The organism is Mesorhizobium sp. CNPSo 4671 (assembly GCF_057784245.1).
The window spans coordinates 44182-64460 of the sequence record NZ_JBWLUW010000010.1 but is presented as its reverse complement, the minus strand read 5'-3'; the positions used below and the strand labels follow the sequence as shown (position 1 = coordinate 64460).

The 20279-nt window shown below is 64.5% G+C and carries 15 protein-coding genes; 6 read left to right on the top strand and 9 right to left on the bottom strand.

The features are described from left to right. Positions 1 to 57 precede the first annotated feature (57 nt). Together AC04SF_RS25515 and AC04SF_RS25510 are read left to right on the top strand one after the other, a co-directional pair. Positions 58 to 1344 carry an NAD(P)/FAD-dependent oxidoreductase gene (locus AC04SF_RS25515; RefSeq protein WP_488480024.1) on the top strand — a complete coding sequence of 429 codons (1287 nt, stop codon included), beginning with the start codon at positions 58 to 60 and terminating at the stop codon, positions 1342 to 1344. Between the two features lie 358 nt (positions 1345 to 1702). Next, positions 1703 to 2584: an SH3 domain-containing protein gene (locus AC04SF_RS25510; protein WP_488480023.1), complete on the top strand. Its 882-nt coding sequence runs from the start codon at positions 1703 to 1705 to the stop codon at positions 2582 to 2584. Positions 2585 to 2702: 118 nt separating this feature from the next. Here the strand turns inward: AC04SF_RS25510 and AC04SF_RS25505 are convergent, their stop codons facing one another. Continuing rightward, complete coding sequence (locus AC04SF_RS25505; protein ID WP_096458640.1) at positions 2703 to 3449, bottom strand: SDR family oxidoreductase; 747 nt, start codon at positions 3447 to 3449, stop codon at positions 2703 to 2705. A gap of 309 nt (positions 3450 to 3758) precedes the next feature. Between AC04SF_RS25505 and zwf the strand changes: the two genes are divergently transcribed. The 3 genes from zwf to edd all read left to right on the top strand — a co-directional run bounded on the left by zwf (position 3759) and on the right by edd (position 7819). After that, positions 3759 to 5228 (top strand): glucose-6-phosphate dehydrogenase, encoded by a 1470-nt coding sequence (zwf, locus tag AC04SF_RS25500; protein WP_096454167.1) that lies wholly within the window; start codon positions 3759 to 3761, stop codon positions 5226 to 5228. After that, entirely contained in the window at positions 5210 to 5926 is a 717-nt protein-coding gene (gene pgl, locus AC04SF_RS25495) for a 6-phosphogluconolactonase (RefSeq protein ID WP_096454165.1), read from the top strand. Before zwf ends, pgl begins: the two co-directional genes overlap by 19 nt. Before the next feature lie 69 nt (positions 5927 to 5995). Continuing rightward, entirely contained in the window at positions 5996 to 7819 is a 1824-nt protein-coding gene (gene edd, locus AC04SF_RS25490) for a phosphogluconate dehydratase (protein WP_488480022.1), read from the top strand. 66 nt (positions 7820 to 7885) lie between these two features. On the opposite strand, the gene AC04SF_RS25485 is transcribed toward edd, so the two are convergent. The 5 genes from AC04SF_RS25485 to AC04SF_RS25465 all read right to left on the bottom strand — a co-directional run bounded on the left by AC04SF_RS25485 (position 7886) and on the right by AC04SF_RS25465 (position 15895). Beyond that, the gene (locus AC04SF_RS25485; protein ID WP_488480021.1) at positions 7886 to 9547 is read right to left on the bottom strand and encodes a vWA domain-containing protein; all 1662 of its coding nucleotides are present in this window, start codon (positions 9545 to 9547) and stop codon (positions 7886 to 7888) included. A gap of 86 nt (positions 9548 to 9633) precedes the next feature. Then, positions 9634 to 10920 carry a tetratricopeptide repeat protein gene (locus tag AC04SF_RS25480; protein ID WP_488480020.1) on the bottom strand — a complete coding sequence of 429 codons (1287 nt, stop codon included), beginning with the start codon at positions 10918 to 10920 and terminating at the stop codon, positions 9634 to 9636. Between the two features lie 302 nt (positions 10921 to 11222). Beyond that, positions 11223 to 12221, bottom strand: coding sequence for a GlxA family transcriptional regulator (locus tag AC04SF_RS25475; protein ID WP_488480196.1), 999 nt, complete (start codon positions 12219 to 12221; stop codon positions 11223 to 11225). A gap of 28 nt (positions 12222 to 12249) precedes the next feature. Next, positions 12250 to 13149, bottom strand: coding sequence for a bifunctional methylenetetrahydrofolate dehydrogenase/methenyltetrahydrofolate cyclohydrolase FolD (folD, locus tag AC04SF_RS25470; RefSeq protein ID WP_115144893.1), 900 nt, complete (start codon positions 13147 to 13149; stop codon positions 12250 to 12252). Between the two features lie 184 nt (positions 13150 to 13333). Further along, complete coding sequence (locus AC04SF_RS25465) at positions 13334 to 15895, bottom strand: GumC family protein (protein WP_488480019.1); 2562 nt, start codon at positions 15893 to 15895, stop codon at positions 13334 to 13336. Between the two features lie 197 nt (positions 15896 to 16092). Between AC04SF_RS25465 and AC04SF_RS25460 the strand changes: the two genes are divergently transcribed. Next, complete coding sequence (locus tag AC04SF_RS25460; RefSeq protein ID WP_488480018.1) at positions 16093 to 17388, top strand: lipopolysaccharide biosynthesis protein; 1296 nt, start codon at positions 16093 to 16095, stop codon at positions 17386 to 17388. A gap of 2 nt (positions 17389 to 17390) precedes the next feature. On the opposite strand, the gene AC04SF_RS25455 is transcribed toward AC04SF_RS25460, so the two are convergent. The 3 genes from AC04SF_RS25455 to AC04SF_RS25445 are packed head-to-tail and all read right to left on the bottom strand — an operon-like array spanning position 17391 to position 20277. Next, complete coding sequence (locus AC04SF_RS25455; protein WP_488480017.1) at positions 17391 to 18317, bottom strand: DUF6492 family protein; 927 nt, start codon at positions 18315 to 18317, stop codon at positions 17391 to 17393. Continuing rightward, a complete protein-coding gene (locus tag AC04SF_RS25450; RefSeq protein WP_488480016.1) occupies positions 18314 to 19108 on the bottom strand; it encodes a WecB/TagA/CpsF family glycosyltransferase in 795 nt (264 codons plus the stop codon). Before AC04SF_RS25450 ends, AC04SF_RS25455 begins: the two co-directional genes overlap by 4 nt. Further along, complete coding sequence (locus tag AC04SF_RS25445; RefSeq protein WP_488480015.1) at positions 19105 to 20277, bottom strand: glycosyltransferase; 1173 nt, start codon at positions 20275 to 20277, stop codon at positions 19105 to 19107. Before AC04SF_RS25445 ends, AC04SF_RS25450 begins: the two co-directional genes overlap by 4 nt. Positions 20278 to 20279: the final 2 nt, after the last annotated feature.

The following is a 20279-nucleotide window of genomic DNA, read 5'->3' as shown; positions in this document are numbered from 1 at the left end:
CTCGCGGCCGTTCACCATCCACACTATTCACCATTCATTGGATTCGCTGGCGTTCCCATGCCCTATCAATCTCCGATTTCTCCCGGCCGCTCGTGGTATGAAGACACGGCGGGACCTAGACCCGAATACCCGGCGCTCGACGTCGACCGGACCTGTGACGTCGTCATCATTGGCGGCGGCTTTACCGGTTTGTCGGCCGCGACACATCTGGCCAAGGCGGGAACCAATGTCGTTTTGATCGAAGCCTATCGCTTCGGTGATGGCGCTTCGGGGCGCAATGGCGGCCAGCTCGGCACCGGGCAGCGCGCGTGGGCCGAAGATCTGGAGGCGGAGTACGGTCTGTCCCGCGCCAGGGCGCTGTTCGATCTCGCCGAGGAGGCGAAGGCGCATCTTCTGGAATTCGCCGCCATCAACCAGATCGATATCGACTATATGCCGGGGCAACTCTCGGTGGCGCATAAGCCGCGCTATGTCGACGACTACAAGGCGCATGCCGAGACCATGGCCAGCCGCTTCTCCTATCCGCACATCTCGTTCATGGATGCGAAGGAGACCGCGGAGCGGCTTGGCTCGACTGCCTATTTCGGCGGCACGCGCGACACCGGCACCGGCCATATCCATCCGATGAAGCTGGTGATCGGCACGGCGCGGGTGGCGGCGCTGGCCGGTGCGCAACTGTTTGAAAAAACGCCATCGACCGGCATCGTCTCCGCAGGCGGCAAAGTCAGGGTTTCCACGCCAAGAGGTACCGTTACGGCGCAGAAATGCCTGATCGCGGTCAACGCCTATGGCGGCACGCTCGAACCGGTGAGTGCCGCGCACATCATGCCGATCGGCTCCTTCATCGGTGCGACCGTGCCTTTGGGGGCGGATTCGAAGGTGCTGCCCGGCGGCGAGTCCGTCGATGATTCCCGCTTCGTGGTGCGCTATTTCCGCAAATCGAGGGACGGCCGGCTGCTGTTCGGCGGACGCGAGGTCTATGGCGTCAACGACCCCAAGGACATCCACATCCATATCCGCCGCCAGATCGCGGAGCTCTATCCGGCGCTGAAAGATATCGAGATCACCCATGGCTGGGGCGGCTATGTCGGCATCACCGTGCCGAGGAAACCGTTCGTGCGCGAAGTGATGCCCAATGTGATCTCGGCCGGCGGCTATTCCGGCCACGGCGTCATGCTGGCGAACTTCTTCGGCAAGCTCTATGCCGAGACCGTTGCCGGCAATCGCGACCGACTGAAACTGATCGAGGATTTGAAAATTCCGCCATTTCCCGGCGGCCGTCGGTTCCGCACGCCGCTGCTGTTCCTGGCGCTCAACTGGTTCGCGCTGCGCGACCGGATCTAGGGCATATTGGCCAAAAGTGCCCACCGGTTAGGGGAAACCATATAGGCCTGAAGTGAGTCGCATGGACCTGTTTCGACGCGACGCGCCTTGTGCTGGATCCAATCGCCATCACGATCTGATGTAATATTGTAATATTCATTGCCCTGGCGGCACATTGCGGAAATGCCGGCAAAGGCGCAGAATCCACTATAATGGCGTACTGATGCCACAATCGGGGGCGAAAGGTTCGCGCTTCTGGGCGACTATTCGGGGATTGCTGCGGGCTTGCCCGTGTTGATTTTTGGGACCGATGCCGATCAGACGCCGGACTTCCGGCAACGATCGAAAGAACATCGGCCCGCTTATGGAGGTGGCGAGAGTGAGAGAGCCCTTCAGTTTCGGTGCTCCGGAACGTCGGCGCTTTGCCATGCAGTTTGGATACGACATGCGGCCGTCCTTCTGGCAGGAAGTCCGTTCGAACTCGCATCTGGTGATTGCAGCGGTCGGCACCGCCGCGCTGCTCGGCGTGGCCGCGGTGGCGCTGTGGCTGGCATTGCCGACGAGCGAGCGGCAAGCAGCCGCCAGCCAGGAACAAAGCATTCCGGCCATTCCGGTAAAGACGACGAAGATCGTGCCTGCCGGAACGACGGTGGCCGCGGCGACCGTGGCAAAGGCAGCGCCCAAGTCCAATCAGGTCTCACCGACCGTGGCGGCAGCGCAAGGCAATATACAGGTGCTCGCGGCCAATGATCCCCGCTGGACCAGCGCACAGCCGAAGACCGCTTCCGCGGCACCTGATCCCAATCAAGCGACGGCCCCCGGCCAGGTGGCCAATCAGGCCGAGTCCGCGCCGGACAAACCGGCTACCACTGCGGCATTCGCGCAATCGGCGACCGGTACCGATGCCGCCGCCGAACTTGCCAAGGTTGCCACGCCGGCGCCAGCGGCAGGCAGCAATCCGGATGGCGCACAGACCGCCGCGATCCCGCAAGTGCAGCCGCAAACGCCCGAGCAGCAGCCGGCGGCGAGTGATGATGGCAGCAGGGCCAAGGCCAAGCCGCGCAAAGTGGCGGCGGCCGGTAATGGGCGCATCCTGAGGGCGGTGACCATGCGCAGCGGCCCGAAGAAGAACGCAGCCGCCATCGCCACCGTGCCGGCAAGGACATCGGTGCAGGTGACGAACTGCAAGCAATGGTGCCAGATCGTCTACAACGGCAAGACCGGCTGGATCTACAAGAGCTACATCAAGACTGGCGGCTGAGCGCCCGCGCATTTGCGGCTGAGGCCGGCCTCGCCGAGCGATGCGCATGCTGCCGGAACAAATCAAAGCGAAGTCGCGGGCGCGGGCAAACCGACCGGCGTTGCAATGACGATACCCCTCAGATGCAGCGGCCGCCATCGACCTCCAGCGCGACGCCGGTGATGAAGGCGGCTTCGTCAGACGCCAGCCAGAGTGCGGCATTGGCAATGTCGAGCGGCGTCGAAAGCCGGCCGAGCGGGATCGAAGCACGGAATGTCTCGCGGATCTCGGGCGTGTCGGCGCCCATGAATTTCTCCAGCATGCCGGTTTCGCCGGCGACCGGGCAGAGGCAATTGACGCGGATGTTCTTCGGCGCGAGTTCCACCGCCATCGACTTGGTGGCGGTGATCGCCCAGCCTTTCGAAGCATTGTACCAGGTGAGGCCGGGCCGTGGCCTGAGCCCAGCGGTGGAGGCCGTGGTCAGGATGACGCCACCACCTTGCTGGTCCATGATCGGCACCACGGCAAGGGCCGCATGATAGATCGCCTTCATGTTGACAGCGGTGATCAGGTCGAAGGTCTCCTCGTCGACCTTCAGCATGTCGCCATTGCGATGGGTGAAGCCGGCATTGTTGACCATGATGTCGATGCGGCCGAAGGCGCTTTTTGCGGCATAGACCATCTCGTCGAATTCGGAGCGCAGCGAAACATCGGTCTGTGTCCAGATCGCCGCCTCGCCGATCTCGCCGGCGACGCGCTCCGCCCCTTTGGCGTTGAGATCGGCGACAACGACCCTGGCGCCTTCCTGCGCGAAGCGCTTGGCCATGCCTTCGCCGAAACCCGATGCTGCGCCGGTGATGATGGCGACCTTGTTTTCCAGACGCATGCCTTGCCCGCTCATCGATGTTTTCCCGAAGCCAGTAAGGCGGCTGACCGGCGCGGCCCATGCCGCGACAGACAAGGCGCCATTTCTCCCTTAGCTTTCGTCACATTCACGTTCTATGCTGCAACTGCGAAAGCTTCCGGAGTCTTCATTCACCGACAAGCCTCCGGCAAGCGCCAGTGTCAAGCGCACATGTGGACCCAATCAATATCCAGCGATTGGTCCTCGATGTGACACCATGGCACTGGAAAATTTAAATCGATTAGAATATATCAGCCGCGTACTCGCGACCGGCGTCAAAGCGGACAGACCATGACCAGCCAGATCATTCCCGTCGATCCTTTCGACTTCATCATTTTCGGCGGCACCGGCGACCTGTCGGAACGCAAGCTCCTGCCGTCGCTCTATTATCGCCAGCGCGACCATCAATTCTCCGAGCCGACGCGCATCATCGGCACGTCGCGCTCGAAGATGAGCGACGAGGAATTCCGGGCCTTCGCCAGCCAGGCGATCTCCGACCACGTCAAGCCGGCCGATATCGACGCCAAGGAGCTGAAGACCTTCCTGGCGCGGCTTTCCTACGTCTCGGCCGATGCGACGACCGGCGCCGGCTTCGACAAGCTCAAGAAGGCGATCGGCGAGAGCGAGAGCATCCGCGCCTTCTACCTGGCCGTGGCGCCGGCGCTGTTCGGCGATATCTCGCACAAGCTCAAAGAGCACAAGCTGATCACGCCGAACTCGCGCATCGTGCTGGAGAAGCCGATCGGCCGCGACCTTGCCTCGGCGCGGGCGCTCAACGATCTGGTCGGCGACGACTTCCACGAAAGCCAGATCTTCCGCATCGACCACTATCTCGGCAAGGAGACGGTGCAGAACCTGATGGCGCTGCGTTTTGCCAACGCGCTCTATGAGCCGCTGTGGAACTCCGCCCATATCGACCACGTGCAGATCACCGTCGCCGAGACCGTCGGCCTGGAAGACCGCGTCACCTATTACGACAAGGCCGGCGCGCTGCGCGACATGGTGCAGAACCACATGCTGCAGCTGCTATGCCTCGTCGCCATGGAGGCGCCGTCGTCCATGGACGCCGACGCCGTGCGCGACGAGAAGCTGAAGGTGCTGCGGGCGCTGAAGCGCATCAACGGTAACGAAGCGCCGAAGCACACCGTGCGCGGCCAGTACCGCGCCGGCGCTTCGGCGGGCGGACCGGTGAAGGGCTATGTCGAGGAACTCGGCAAGGACAGCAACACCGAGACCTTCGTCGCCATCAAGGCCGAGATCGGCACCTGGCGCTGGGCGGGCGTTCCGTTCTACCTTAGGACCGGCAAGCGGCTGGCGACCCGGGTTTCGGAAATCGTCATCGAGTTCAAGCCGATCCCGCATTCGATCTTCGGCGACAGCGCCGGGCCGATCTTCGCCAACCAGCTGGTCATCCGGCTGCAGCCGGACGAAGGTGTCAAGCAGTTCATCATGATCAAGGATCCGGGTCCGGGTGGCATGCGGCTGCGCCAGATCTCGCTCGACATGAGCTTCGCGCAGTCCTTCGACGGCCGCGCGCCGGACGCCTATGAACGGCTGATCATGGACGTCATCCGCGGCAACCAGACGCTGTTCATGCGCCGTGACGAGGTCGAGGCGGCGTGGAAGTGGATTGACCCGATCCAGAATGCCTGGGAAGGCGCCAAGCAGGAAGCACAAGGCTATACGGCAGGCACCTGGGGGCCATCGGCCTCGATAGCGCTGATCGAACGTGACGGGCGGACATGGCACGAGAGCAATTGAACGGCGCCAGCTACAACTGGAACGCTTTCCCCGACCGTCCGCAGCTGGCCGCGACGCTGGCCGCCCGCGTGGCCGATCGCCTGGTGAAGGCGATCGCAGAGCGCGGCACGGCCGTGCTGGCCGTCTCCGGCGGCACCACGCCGGCAAAGTTCTTCGCTGCCCTCTCGGCGGCGCCAATCGCCTGGGACAAGGTGATCGTGACGCTGGTCGACGAGCGTTTCGTGCCGGCCTCCTCGCCGCGCTCCAATGCCGGGCTGGTGGCCGCCAATCTCTTGCAGAACGCCGCCAAGGCGGCGCGCTTCGTGCCGCTCTACCATGAGGCGTCAGGCATCGAGGATGCGGCGGCATCGGACGATGCCGCACTGCGCTCCCTGCCCTGGCCGCTCGATGTCGTGGTGCTCGGCATGGGGCCGGACGGCCACACCGCCTCGTTCTTTCCCGATGCCGACGATCTGGCAAAACTGCTCGACCCGGCCTCGGACAGGATCATCCTGCCGGTTCATGCGGCCAGTGCGGGCGAGCCGCGACTGACCCTGACGCTGGCGCGCATCATCGATGCCGGCTTCATCGCGCTGCACATAGAGGGCGAGGACAAGCGCACCGCCTTCGACGGCGCGGTCGCGCCCGGGCCGCGAAAGCCCATCCGTGCCGTGCTCGACGCCGCTCCCAGGCCCGTAGAGGTTTTCTGGGCGCCCTGATTTACGTTTAGTGGTCCCGGCAACGGCGGGAGGATGTTTCCGGGACCTCGCCTGAAAGGACCGACCGCCATGACCGCAAGACGTGACATCGAAGCCATCACGGAGCGCATCCGCCAACGCTCGAAGGCGGGCCGCGAACGCTATCTCGGCCGCATCGCCGAGGCGTCGAACCAGACCGCCAACCGGTCGGTCCTGTCCTGCGGCAACCTTGCCCACGGCTTTGCGGTGTGCAGCCCCTCGGAAAAACTGGCGCTCGGCGCCGACAAGGTGCCTAATCTCGGCATCATCACCTCGTACAACGACATGCTGTCGGCGCATCAGCCCTTCGAGACCTACCCGGCCCTGATCAAGGAAGCCGCGCGCGAGGCCGGCGGCATCGCCCAGGTGGCCGGCGGCGTGCCGGCCATGTGCGATGGCGTCACACAAGGCCAGCCCGGCATGGAACTGTCGCTGTTCTCGCGCGACGTCATCGCCATGTCGGCAGCGGTCGGCCTGTCGCACAACATGTTCGACGCCGCCGTCTTTCTCGGCGTCTGCGACAAGATCGTGCCGGGGCTGGTTATCGCCGCACTCACCTTCGGCCATCTGCCGGCGGTGTTCATCCCGGCCGGACCGATGACGACCGGCCTGCCCAACGACGAGAAAGCCAAGGTTCGCCAGCTCTATGCCGAGGGCAAGGCGGGACGCGCCGAACTTCTGGAAGCCGAGTCCAAATCCTACCATGGGCCGGGCACCTGCACCTTCTACGGCACGGCGAATTCCAACCAGATGCTGATGGAAATCATGGGCCTGCACACGCCCGGTGCCTCCTTCGTCAATCCCGGCACGCCGTTGCGTGATGCGCTGACCCGCGAGGCGACGAAGCAGGCGCTGGCGATCACCGCACTCGGCAATGCCTATACGCCGGTCGGGCGGATGATCGACGAGCGTTCAATCGTCAACGGCGTCGTCGGCCTGCACGCCACCGGCGGCTCGACCAACCACACCATCCACCTGATCGCCATGGCGGCGGCCGCCGGTATCTCGCTGACCTGGCAGGACATTTCCGACCTCTCGGAAGCTGTGCCGCTCTTGGCCCGCGTCTATCCGAACGGCCTCGCCGACGTGAACCATTTCCATGCCGCCGGCGGGCTCGGCTTCCTGATCCGCGAGCTGCTCGACGAAGGCGTCCTGCACGAGGATGTGCAGACGGTGTGGGGCGAAGGCCTGCGGCCCTATGCGGTCGAGGCAAAGCTCGGCGCCGACGGCTCCGTGGTGCGCGAGGCATCGCCGCAGGCCAGCGGCGACGAAAAGGTGCTGGCGCCGTTCAACAAGGCGTTCCAGCCGACGGGTGGCCTGAAAGTGCTGGCGGGCAATCTCGGCCACGCCGTCATCAAGACCTCCGCGGTCAAGCCGGAACGGCGTATCATCGAGGCGCCGGCCAAGGTGTTCGACAGCCAGCAGGGCCTGAACGACGCGTTCAAGGCGGGCACGCTGACCGGCGACTTCATCGCCGTCATCCGCTTCCAGGGGCCGAAGGCCAACGGCATGCCGGAACTGCACAAGCTGACCACCGTGCTCGGCATTCTGCAGGATCGCGGCCAGCGCGTGGCGCTGGTCACCGATGGGCGCATGTCTGGCGCATCGGGCAAGGTACCGGCGGCGATCCATGTGACGCCGGAAGCCGTCGAGGACGGGCCGATCGCCCGGATCCATGACGGCGACATCATCCGCCTCGACGCCGATGCAGGCACGCTGGAGGTGCTGGTGCCGGGAACCGAGTTCGCGCTGCGCCGCACCGCCGAAGCCGATCTCATCGGCAATGAGTTCGGCTTCGGCCGCGAGCTTTTCGCCGGCTTCCGGCAGCTGGTGGGCCGTGCCGACCACGGTGCCAGCGCCTTCGGAACAGCTTGAGCTTTCTGATGTTCAAATGAAAAGGGCGGCACCTGAGCTGCCCTTTTTTGCTTGCCCGGCTGGATGTTACTCGACTTTGAGTTCACTCCGCTCGCCGGCCTTGACCGTAAAGGGCGTTTCCTTGTCGGCCTTGTCGGTGGTGAAGTTGGTCACGAGCACGTAGTCGCCCGCCGCCAGCGTGGTCTGCATCTTCTCTCCATAGGCGTAGGTCACCTGCTTGCGCTCGCCCTGGATGTTCTTCTTGGCTTCAAAGATCTTGAAGCCGTCCGCGCCTGGCGCGTCGACGGCCAGGACACCCGCGTTCAGCGTCACGTTGACATCGGTCATCTGCCCGACCGTGACGCTGAAGGGCTGTTCCGTGGACACGGCCTGCACATCGACGCCCATCACATAGTCGCCCGGAGGCAGATCGAACTGGCTGTCGGGGCCATAGGCATAGGTCACCTGATCACGGGTGCCATCAAGCTTCTTGGCAGCCTTGTACACCTTCCAACCCACATCGGTTTCGGCCTTCTCACCGCCCTGGGTGTAGAAGGCGTTGGCCTTGGCCTTGCCGACACCGACGATGATGTCCTTGTCGACGACCTGGCCGGCGGCAAGCTGCATGGTCTCGCTCGCCTCGCCGGCTCCCAGCTTCACGGTGACCTTGGTCTCGCCAGCCGGAACGACGTACTTGACCTCGCCGTAGTTGCTGTCCGAGGTGCCGCCGGGATAGGCGATGCTGATCTGTGCATTGCGGTCAACATCGGCTCCAGGCGCCGGTCGGGCGTGGATCGAGAGTTCCGCGGCGTTCAAATTGAGTGCGAGTTCGGTTGCCTTGTCTGCCGTCAGCGTGACCTTCTGCTGCGCCTTGGCAGCACCACTTGAGGCGACAACGATGTAGTTGCCAGCGGGAACGTGGAATTTGACAGCGTTGTAGCCGTCGTTGACATGGTCTCCACCGACACCTTTGGCATCGTCCGGAAAGACTTCATAGTAGACGTCGATCTTCGGCACCTCGCCGCCCTCTTTCAAGAACGCTTGCGGGATGAGGTTGTAGTCGACCTCTGCCGCTTTCGGCGCCGGTGCTGGTTCGGGAGCCGGGGCTGGTGCAGGGGCTGGTGCGGGCGCAGCCACGGTCTCGACCAGCGCTTCCTGCAGCGCCTTCTCGTCGGAGGCCTGGATGTACTTGCCGCCGGTGTTTTCAGCCAGGCACGCGATCTGCTTGCCCTCGTCGGCCGTCAATCCAAAGCCGACGACGTCGGCGGTGAAGTCGACGCCGGATGCCTCGAGTTCCTTGCCCAGCGCGCACGGGTCGCCGCCGCAGGTCTCGAGCCCATCGGTGATGAGGACGACGGTTGCCTTGTCCTCGGTGTATTTCAGCGCTTCGGCCGCCTGCTTGACGGCCGCCGTCAACGGCGTCTTGCCGAGAAATTTCAGACTGTCGGCGGCATCCGTGATGGCGCTTGCTGAGCCCGCCTGAGGCGGCACGATCAGCTGGATGTCGTCGCAGCTGCCTTTTTCGCGATGGCCATAGGCCATGAAGCCGATCTCATCGTCGGCGGGAACCGATTGAAGCACGGTCCTCAGCGACTCCCGGGCGATTTCGAGCTTCGGCTTGCCGTCGATCTGCGCCCACATCGAGCCGGAAGCGTCGAGAATGATGATGACCTTGTTTGCGGCAAAGCCGAACGTCGTCATCGACAAAAGGAGGATCGCCGCAGCGATGCTCCGCGCAAGTCCCACCATCGAAATCTCCTGAGTAGCCGCCCCGCCTGCGGCTCGAAACTATTTGAGCGCGCCTCTGGACACAAGCCCGGACGCGGCCATCTCGCTCAGGCGCCAACCGGCGGAGCCGGCCTGAAGCCTAAGTGTTCGACGATGGCGCGGTATCGCGCATCGGACCGCAAGCCCTTGAACGGAGGCTCGATGCGGATGCCCATCATATCGTCCTCCTTGCGCCGCATCGCCTCTTCGAGATAGCGGATCGCTTCGTCATCGCGCCCCAGCATCGCTGCCGTGCACGCCACCTTGTAGGCGGGTTCGAGGTTCCTTTCGTACTGACGAATCTGCTCGGCATACATGGCCGACAACAGGCCCTCTGCGCCACCTTCGCGCAAACCTTTCTCGGCGGCCTCGGCAATAGCCAGGCGGGCGCTGTTGTTGGCGATCTCGGCGGCGCGCCGGTATTCCCGCAGGAAATCGGTGAAGCGGCCCTGATCGAGATAGATGGTGGCCAGATATTCGGGCGGGGACCGCAAATTCGGTTCGGCCTTGGCCAGTTGCTGCAGGATCATCACGGCATCGTCGACACGGCCGGTATAAAACAGGATGAGCGCCTTGTTGGCGATGATGGCCCGCGATTCCGGATCCAACGCCTGCGCCTTGCCTATCTCAGCCAAGGGGATGGCGGTCTCCCCTGTCACCATCAGGGTCAAGGCGTACCAATGATGGGTCTGCGCGGCATTCGGATCGAGCCGGATGGCACGTTCGAACAGCTCCCTCGATCGCGGAAAATCCTTCGTCCAGTAGAAGGTGGTGAAGCCAAGAGCGGCATAGGCGCCGGCATTGTCGGGTTCGAGCGCGATTGCCCGTTCCGCGGCGGCGACGGCGCGCGGATAGGCCTCATTGGCCGGCATCAGCGTGAACTGGCTGACCGTGTTGTAGGCCTCGGCCAGTTTGACATAGGCATCGGCATAATTCGGGTCGAGCGTCGTTGCCTCGGTCAGCAGTTGGATCGCGTGCGTGAAGCCGTCGGCCTGTCGGGTGCCGAGATGATAGACGGCGTCGAGGTAGAGGTCCTGGACTCGGGAATCTGGGCGATAGACGACCCGTGCCGGCGGCGCATCGACATGCTGCATGGCCAGTGTGCCGGCAATCGCAAGCGACACCAATCCAACCGCACCGAAGGCCAGCAGCGAGATTACGGGCCATTTCGAAGATCTGGCCGAAGCGGCTGGGGCGGTTGTTTGCGCAACCACAGCCAAAGGCGGCACGGCCGGTTCTTCGGCCAAGGGCTCGACATCGTCGGATGCGGCCGGCTCACCGCCACGCAGCCACGCTTCGAGCTCATCCGTATAGGCAAACACCAGGCTCCTGGCGCCGCCGGAAATGCGGCGCACGGGCAGGCCGCGTTGTTGCTCCTAACGCCGCACCGTGCCCCCGTCGCGTCCGAAGAACGCTGCGATTTCCTTCCAGTCGCGAAGGCGACGGTCGTGCTTGCTCGTCAAGGCCATTGTCCCCTAACGCCCGTATCTGCCCGCATTCGTCTGATGCTCTCCAACACCAGGCTGAGCTAGCATCGCCATCGACATCAAAGTTTCGATGCCGCCCGACGGCGCTGCCGGCGGCAAGCATTGCTTGGTCTATCGCCGTTTTCAACCCGGCGAAAAGGTGGGGGAAATCGGGCTGCCTTCCAGGCGGCTCAGTAAGTGGTGCGGCGCTCTTCCGAGGGCGGCCTGCCGAACTGCAGCCGGTAGCTCTGGGCAAAATAGGAATGCGAGGTGAAGCCGGTCGCAATCGCCACGTCGAGGATCGGCATGTTGGTCTGGCGCAGCAATTCGCGTGCCCGCTCCAGCCGCAACCGCATGTAATAGCGGCCCGGCGTGACGTTGAGGTGGCGCAGGAACAGGCGCTCCACCTGGCGCACCGAAAGACCGGCCGACTTGGCGAGCTGCACCGCCGAGAGCGGCTCGTCGAGATGGTCGGCCATCAGTTCGACTATGCGCCTGAGCTTTTCTGACTTGCCGGTGAGATCCCGCTCCGGGCCGACGCGCTGGCGGTCGCCGGCCGAGCGGATGCGCTCGTGCTGGAACTGGTTGGCGACGCCATTGGCGAGGTTCGAGCCGAAATCGCTGCGCACGATCTCCAGCATCAGGTCGATCGAAGTGGTGCCGCCGGCGCAGGTGTAGCGCTTGCGGTCGATCTCGAAGACATTGCCGGTGCAATTGATGTCGGGGAAGCGCTCCATGAAGCCGGCGCGGTTTTCCCAATGGATGGTGCAGCGGTACCCGTCGAGCTGTCCGGCCTCGGCCAGCAGGTAGGACCCGACCGACAGCGCGCCAAGCGCGTTGCCGCGCCGGCCCCAGCTGCGCAGGGCCGCCAGAACCTTGCTCTTGCCGGGAAATTCGGTCGTCAAGCCGACCGAGACGAAGAGGATGTCGACCGGCGGCAGGTCGGCGACGGCATAGTCGATCTTGAGCGGCAGGCCGTTGGACGCCATCACCGGATCGCCATCGGCCGAAACCGTGGTCCAGCCATAGAAATCGCGGCCGAGCAGACGGTTCGCCGAACGGAACGTATCGATCGCCGCGGCCAGCGAGAACATGGAAAACTTGTCGACCAGCAGGAAGGCGAACTGCCGGCCACCTTGAACGGGATCACTCACGACCGGCCGTTCCGGGGAAATGGTGGGGTTCGGCAAAACTGGCGCTTTCAGGGTCAACCCGGGCTCAGAAGGAGGGCCGCTTCAGTCCGGCCGCAAGGTAGGCAGAAGCTAACGTATTGGCCATCAGCATGGCAATGGTCATCGGCCCGACACCGCCGGGCACCGGCGTGATGGCGCCGGCTTGCCTAGCCGCCTCGGCATAGGCGACATCGCCGACGAGGCGCGACTTGCCCTCGCCCTTCTCGGGTGCGGGAATGCGGTTGATGCCGACATCGATGACGGTGGCGCCCGGCTTCACCCAATCCCCCTTGATCATTTCCGGCCGGCCGACAGCGGCGACAAGAATGTCGGCCGTGCGGGCAAGTGCCGGCAGATCCTTGGTGCGGCTGTGGGCGATCGTGACGGTGCAGTTGGCGGCAAGCAGCAGGTTGGCCATCGGCTTCCCGACGATGTTCGAGCGGCCGACGACGACGGCGTTGAGGCCGGACAGATCCTTGCCGCGCACGCGTTCGATCAAAAGCATCGAGCCGGCAGGCGTGCAGGGAACGAATGCCGTGTCGAGTTCGCCGGTGCCGAGCTTGCCGACATTGATGAAATGGAAGCCGTCGACATCCTTCTCCGGCGCGATCGTCTGGATGATCTTGCCGGCATCGATATGGGCGGGCAGCGGCAACTGCACCAGAATGCCGTTGATCGCCGGATCGGCATTGAGGTCGCCGATGATCTTGAGCAGCGCCTCCTCTGAGGTCTCGGCCGGCAGCGTGTGCTGCAGCGAATGAAAGCCGCATTCCTTGGCGGTGCGAGACTTAGAAGCGACATAGACCTGGCTTGCCGGATCCTCGCCGACGATGACCACGGCAAGACCAGGCTTGGCCTTGCCCTTGGCAACCAGCTCGGCGGTCAGCGTCTTGACCGTCCGCACGACATCCTCGGCAACGCTCTTTCCGTCAATCACTTCGGCCATGAACCATCCTCAACCCTGTTTCGCCCAACGCCGCTTTTCGGGAACAAGATGCCACGGCGGCGGCAACATGCAGCGCGGCATTGTCACGAAAATTCCGGCACGCAATCCCGTCAAAGCGCCGTCCCATGCCGTTTACGCGAAAACCGGGATGGTTTTGTTCGGCCTCGGCGATGTATCTTGTGGCTCAGAAGTAGCGGTGGCGCGCACGGCTCTCGGTGAGTTCGCGGACCGCCTCGCGAAATTCGCGCAGGCTGGCGCGGATTTCCTCGATCGGCGCCTGTTCGGCGCTTTCCTCGGCCCGCGATGGCTCCACCGGCGGCTGGGCTGAATGGGCCGGTGGCTGCGGCGGCGCGGGCTGCGGCGGATACGGCATATGCCCGGCATAGGGCGCCATGCCTTGGGCGCGAGGGCTGCCTGCCGGCGGCGCCTGCCATGGCTGCATCTGCGGATAGCCGGCCTGCTGCGCAGGGGGATAGGGCGGCGGCGCCGGATAGAGCGGCTGCAGCGGCATTATCGGCGACCGCGACGGCGGCCCCATCGGCTGGGAATAGGCGGCATCGAAGCCTGGCGGGAAAGGCGGCCGCGCATAGTCCGACGACCGCGGCATGAAGCCGGAATCCGGATTCGGGACGCCGGAAGGCAGGCCAGTACCCGCCGGCCGCGCAGTGTCGCCAAAGGCGGCAAACTCGCTGGCGTCGTCCGCCTCTGTGGATGGCTTGCGGGACACAGCATTGCGCAGCTTTGCCATGAGCGCGGCGATGCGCCCGGGCCGTTCGACGGGAGCGGCCTCGGCCTCTACCACGGGCGGTGGTGGTGCAGGCGGTGGGGGTGGCGGCGCCGGAGGTACCGGTGCGGCCGGCATTGGCGGCGCGGGCGGCGGCGCTGCCCGGAATGCCTGCTCTTCGAGAGGCGCCTTGCGGTGGCGGCGCGAACGTGATGTCGCGGTCTCACGCAGGCTTTCATAGGCACCACGCATGGCGCCAAGGCCGACACCAGAGGCAAAGCCGAGCAACAGGCCGGCAAGTGCCATCAAGGCTCGCGACGGCCCCTTCGCCTCGAGCGGCGCAAAAGCCTTGGAGATCACATTCATATTGGCGGTGTTGATGTCCTTCTGCTCGCCGGTCTCCTTGGCGCGCAGAAGGTACTGTTCGTAGACGGATCGCTTGGCGGCCGCCTCGCGCTCGAGTTCACGCATCGACACCAAATCGTTGTTGACGTCGCCGCTGCGCACCTTGAGTTGCGCCAGGCGGGAGGAGAGATCCTGTTCGAGCTGGACGGCGCGTTTCAGGTCGACCTGCAGAGAGGACGCGATGCGGCGCAACTCACCCGCGATGCGATCGCGCGCGCCGGCGATCTGCGCGTTGAGCGCCTGGAGTTCGGGATGGCGCGGACCGAGCCGGATGGCGGCACGGTCAGCCTCCTGCTTGAGCGTCGCATATTGCGAACGCAGATCGCTCATCGTGTTGGAGTTGATCTCTTCCGGCAAGGTGCCGGAGAGAACCGAGTTGACGTCGACCGAGCGCGCCGAAGCCGCCCTTGCATTGAGCTCGAGCGTGCGGGCGCGGGCGACCGAGAGCTGCTCGTTGAGCTTGAGCATCTCGTCGTCGCTGATCAGATGACCCTGTGCGTCGACAAGATCATGCGACGCCCTGAAATCCTCGACCTTGCGTTCGGCCGCCTCGACGCCCTTGCGCAGTTCATCGAGCCTTGCCGTCAGCTCGTCGGTCGCACGACCCGCCGTATCGGACTGGATCTGACCGAAGGTCTGCAGGAACACATCCGTCATCGTGTTGGCGATGAGCGCCGATTTCTCGCCGTTCCGCGTGATCGCGCTGACGGTGATGACGAAGGTCTTGCCGCCGCGCTCGACCGAGAGGCTTTCGGCCAGATTGCCGACGGCAAGCGCACGCCGGCGGACCTCGTCGGCGCCGCTCCGGCCGTCCTGGTGCGGAAGTAAAGAGCGAATGAGAGACCTGATGCCAAGACCGCCGGACCCCTGGCCATTGAACTCCGGATCGTTGGTGAGGTTAAGCTTGTCGACGACCTTGTTCAAAACCGTGCCCGAGGTCAGCACCCGGACCTGGTTTTCAACGATGGCGAGCGTGGCGTCGGAAGCGACGACATTCTGGGTGAGGTCGCGGTCGGTGAGCTTGAGGTCGCGCGGATCGACGATCAATTCCGCGGTGGCTTCATATTTCTTCGGCGTCGACAGCGCGATCGCTATGCCGAGTCCGGCACCTATCAGGGTGGTGGTGATGATCAGCAGCTTCGACTTGGCAATGCCGCGCACCACCTGCATCGGATCGATCAGCGGCTTCCATTGCTGGTCATCTCGGCGATCGCCAAGGGAAGCATCCGCTTCACCCGCCCGTCGGGATCCGGACGTGTCATCAGAGCGGGCGCTGCCGGAAGGTTCTTCCGGGGACTGCCTTGAGTACGGCACGGCCGGCGGCGGATCACGGGTGTCGTCTTCTTCCTGCAAGCGCCAGGCGTCGTCCTGTGCAGCCGCTTCCGGCTCTGATCGGATGTGCTCTGTTCCGGCGGCGGCGGACGGATTTGGGTTCGCCCGCGCCTCACGCTGCGAACGGGCAAGGCGGTGGCGCGTGGCGGCATCCTCGCGCCATGCCGAATCCGCGCGATCGCCTATCGAGACCAGGGATGCGTCATCCTCACCGCGCATGGCCTGGCCGAGCGCCAGCAAGGAACGCTCGCGCCTCCAGTCTTCACGGTTTTCCCTGTCGACCATGTCTTGGAGCTTCACTCTTTGGCCGCTGGGCGGCGGCGGTCGGCTATTCCTTAAGTCACGCTAAACAAGCATAGGAAACAAAAGGTTAATTTCGGCAGGCCGGTATCTAAGCTTGTCATAACCCCAAGTGCCGGAATTTCAGCGCTTTCGGGCCTCAGAACGGCACGTTAAGTTTTCCCGCCTATGGCTTCCCAGACATGACCGAAGCTCGCGGCATACCGCAAAGGCGCAGTTTCGCCCGGATCGGCACTTTCGTGGCCGCGCGACGGGGACTGGTGCGCGACTATTTTTCGGCGATCAGCGGCGCCGGCGGGCGATTGGTGTTTTCGCTGGCCTATTTCATCGCGCTCGCCAACACACTGTCCATTTCCGAATTCGGCATGTTCGCCACCGCATCGGCGGCCGGCGTGATGCTGTCGCGGATCCTGGCCTTCGGTTTCATTTCGGCGCTCTATCGCACCGCCACCATCCGCCCCAATTTGATCGGCACCTTCACCGCAGGCTTCCTGCTGCTCGGCGTCGTCTCGCTGCCGCTCCTGGCCGCGGCCTCGTTCGGCGTCTACCTGCTCTTCTTTGCCGGCACCGTGCCGCTGTCGGTGTTTTCGGCGATTGTATTCGCCGAAGCGCTACTATGGCGGCCGGTCGAGGTGGCGCTGATCGTCAACAACGGGCTGGGCAAATTCGGCCGTGCCGCGATCCTGGCGATCCTGGCGACAGCGCTGCGGGCGCTTGGCGCGGTGTTGTTCATGGTCTCGGCGCAGCACAGCATATGGGTATGGTCGTGGTTCTATATCGGCGCCAACGCCGCCTCGCTGCTTCTGGCTTTCGGCTGGTTCTATCCGCGCCAAAGGCTGCGGCTGCGCATCGAGCTGTATCTGCGGCGGCTTGCCGATTCCATCTACGTCGCCGGCGCCGAGGTGCTGTTCTATCTGCAATCGGAATTCGACAAGCTGCTGGTGTTGGCGATCGGCGGCCCGCATCTGGCCGGCATCTATGCCATCATCATGCGGCTGGTCGACCTGACCGCGATCCCGATCCGCACCTTCTCTATGATGCTGGTGCAGCGCATGATGCGCGCCCCGGACCTGTTGTCGCGGCTGGCGGTCAAGAGCGGCATCGAGGGCGGCGTCTTCCTCGTTTCGACGCTGGCGCTGCTGGCGCTCGGCACCGTGCTCCATTTCTTCCCCAACGCGCTTGGCAGGAATGTCTCCGAGGCAGCGCCGCTGGTGGTGTTGGCGATCTGCGTTCCGGGGCTGCGCAATCTTGTCGAATACCAGGCCGAGCTTCTCTTCGCGCGCGGCCAGACCCTGGTGCGGGCGATCAACCTGGGCCTGCTTGCCGGGCTCAAGGCGCTGCTTTTGACCTATGTGCTGACCACCATCGCCGACACGTCGAAGCTGGTGCTGTCGCTCAACATCGTCTTCCTGCTGCTCTATCTCGCCTCGATGCTGCTGACCTATTCGGCGCTGCGCAGGCCGGCGAAGGCGATCTGAATTCAGCCAGCCAATCCGATCAAGCGGCGGATGCGGCCGATATCGGTGCCGATGAAAGATTGCATGCCGATCGCCACCTGCTCCGGCGCCATGCCGGCAACGAAGCGGCGAAACTCGTCGTCCGACAGCGCTTCGCCCGTCCAGTGGACGCGGCAGAATTCTTCCGAACCGTGGAAGTGACCGGCGCCGTCCAGCAGATCATCGACATAGCGGCCATAGATCATGCATTCGGAGAATCTGCGCGCCTGGCCGACCACCTCGACCCAGTCGCGGCCATGCACCTTCTCGATCTGACCGCACATGGCAAGCACGGTGTCGCGGCGCCAGGCGATCAGCGTCGAGATGTAATCGTGGACCGACGTCCGGGTCGGGTCGATGCCGAGCGCGGAACCGGCATTGCGCGACCAGATGCGATGCTCGTCGTGGCCGTGATCCGCAAGCACGCCGTCGCGGCGAAACAGCCGCGCCTTGCCGTCGCGCCAGAAGGCGGCGCAGTCGAAAGACCTGAGGAAAGCGACGTCGGAATCGCAGAAGACCAGAATGTCTTCCCTGGCATGCGCCGCGATGGCGATGCGGCGCAGCTGCTGCACGTGCCAGCCGCGCAGCGGCTGCGTCTTCAGGCTGAGCCAGACGCGCCGGCGAAACAGGCTGAGTGGATCGTCGAAAGCGCGCAGCCAGCGCGGCAGCAGGTCACGCTCATCGACAACGGTGCGCCGGTCTGTCTCCAGCTGGCGGAAAAGCTTGATATCGCGATGTTCGACCAGGATGTAATGGTGCGCGGCACCGGAAACATGCCGGTCCAGGGTCTCGCACAATAGCCGGCAGCGCTCGAAATCCGGCGCGTAGCTTGCCGTCACCACCGCCGCCGTCGGCGTCTTCGGCAACAGGCCCTGGCCGGCACGGGCGTCTGGAACGAACCGCTTGTTCAACGGAACTCTCCGGCCGTGTCAGCTCCATGCGACCATCGCTGCTTGAAGACCCGCCACAGGAACACCGGATTGCCGAGGACGTAGCGGCGCCAGAGCCGGCCCGGCTCGACCGCCAACCGGAACAGCCATTCCAGGCGCAGGCGGCGCATCCACAGCGGCGCGCGCGGCACCGAGCCGCTCAGGAAATCGAGCAGCGCGCCGACCGCGACCGGCATGGTGCAGTGGCGTTCGTCGATATGGCGCGCGATCCAAAGTTCCTGGCGCGGCACGCCCATGGCGACCAGCAGCATATCCGGCCGCAGCGCCGCGATCCGGCCGATGATCTCCGGCTCCTGTTCGGCGGAGAAATAACCGTCATGAATGACCACGAAATTGTGCTGCACGGCAAGGGCCGCCAGCTTGACCGACGCCGCCTCGGCGTTGACACGCGTCGCGCCGAGCAGCCCGACGGTCAGCGGTCGCGTCGAGGCCTGCAGGAAGGCCGGCACGAAATCGGTGCCGTTGAGATTGTCCGGAAACGGCGCGCCGTAGAGAATCTTGGCGGCGAGATCGACGCCGATGCCGTCCGGCAGGATGAGGAAGTCGTCGAGCGCCTCGGCAAAGACCGGATCGATCCGGGCGATGTTGGCGTTGTGGGCGTTGAGAAAACTGACCTTGGTGAACCGCCGTTCGGCGACCAGCCGGTTCAGCAGGGCGATCGCATCGTCCCAGCGGATGGCGAGCACCGAGATGCCGAGGATCGTCTTCAGGCTGTCGAACCCGAACGCGGCGCGGGCGGCGTGCATATTCATGCAAACACCTCTTGCCTGACGCCCCCAAGTTTTTCGAGGCCGAGCCGGATGGCGGCATCGAGCGCCTTAACCTGCTGGCGATGGAACGCACGGCCATCGACGTCCCGGATATTGACTGCTGCAGCCTCCAGGGCCCTGGCGAAACCGGCCGGATCGTCGGTGACGACGCAATTGTCGGGGCGATGGTCGATGCCGCGCAGCGAGCGGCTGGTGGCGACCGACGGCAGGCCGAGTTCGAAGGTCTCGATGGTCTTCAGCTGCACGCCGCTACCGGCGGTGCTGATCAGCGGAATCACGGCCGCGCCGCACACAAAAGCCCTGGCATCCGGGACACGGCCGACAAACTCGACACCCGGATGTGTCGAGGTGACGCCGGACGGCATGTGGCCGGCGATGCGGATGCGGAAACCGGGCCGCAGATGCGGCACCACCTTGCCCAGGAACCAGTCGAGGCCGATGCGGTTCGGCTGCCAGGTCCAGGTGCCGATCAACGCGGCGTCACAGTCGATCCGGCGCGGGCCGTTCCGGGTTGGCGCTTTGGCGCCGGTCACCAGCGGCAGCACCGCCGAGCGGTCGTCGGAGGCAACGCCGAGTGCCGCCCGGTCTTCCTCGGCCAGCGTGAAGACGAAGCGCGCCCGGCGGCAGAGACGCTCTTCCACGATCTCGAGCAACCTTGCTTCGCGGCGGAACAGCAGGCGCTGGAAGAGGCCGCCGGCGGCAGCCGCGTTCTCCCGCGCCGAGAGATGCTCGACATTGTGGGCGACGAAGATGGAAGGCTTGTCTTCGAAGAGCTTTTCGAAGGCGCCGGCGAACTGCACGGAATTCAGCACATAGCCATCGAACGGACCGGCTCGTTCGAGAGCGGCCTGGACATCGCGGTCAGACACCGCACACAGCTTGACCGACGCGAAGGTGAGGCCCGACAGCATCGCCTTGCCGACCCAGGCTAGCTTTTGCAGCGTTGAGGCGCTTTCGGTGCGTACGTCGATCGCACCCAGCACCACGGTGTTTTCCAGGTCGGCCGCGGCCTTCCCGGGCCAGGCGAAACCGATGACCGTGACGCGCGCGCCGGCGCGCCGCAAGGCAGCGATGATCGCAGCATTGGCGATCTCGTAGCCCGAGGCGAGAGCGCCATCGGGCACGATCGATGTGGCGAACAGCAGATGCATCT

Bases quoted from the DNA above. Each gene is read 5' to 3' on its own strand.
- edd (WP_488480022.1), top strand. From the start codon at position 5,996: ATGACCGCAAGACGTGACATCGAAGCCATCACGGAGCGCATCCGCCAA.
- AC04SF_RS25460 (WP_488480018.1), top strand. From the start codon at position 16,093: ATGACCGAAGCTCGCGGCATACCGCAAAGGCGCAGTTTCGCCCGGATC.
- AC04SF_RS25445 (WP_488480015.1), bottom strand. From the start codon at position 20,277: ATGCATCTGCTGTTCGCCACATCGATCGTGCCCGATGGCGCTCTCGCC.
- zwf (WP_096454167.1), top strand. From the start codon at position 3,759: ATGACCAGCCAGATCATTCCCGTCGATCCTTTCGACTTCATCATTTTC.
- folD (WP_115144893.1), bottom strand. From the start codon at position 13,149: ATGGCCGAAGTGATTGACGGAAAGAGCGTTGCCGAGGATGTCGTGCGG.
- pgl (WP_096454165.1), top strand. From the start codon at position 5,210: ATGGCACGAGAGCAATTGAACGGCGCCAGCTACAACTGGAACGCTTTC.
- AC04SF_RS25465 (WP_488480019.1), bottom strand. From the start codon at position 15,895: ATGGTCGACAGGGAAAACCGTGAAGACTGGAGGCGCGAGCGTTCCTTG.
- AC04SF_RS25485 (WP_488480021.1), bottom strand. From the start codon at position 9,547: ATGGTGGGACTTGCGCGGAGCATCGCTGCGGCGATCCTCCTTTTGTCG.
- AC04SF_RS25505 (WP_096458640.1), bottom strand. From the start codon at position 3,449: ATGCGTCTGGAAAACAAGGTCGCCATCATCACCGGCGCAGCATCGGGT.
- AC04SF_RS25515 (WP_488480024.1), top strand. From the start codon at position 58: ATGCCCTATCAATCTCCGATTTCTCCCGGCCGCTCGTGGTATGAAGAC.
- AC04SF_RS25450 (WP_488480016.1), bottom strand. From the start codon at position 19,108: ATGAATATGCACGCCGCCCGCGCCGCGTTCGGGTTCGACAGCCTGAAG.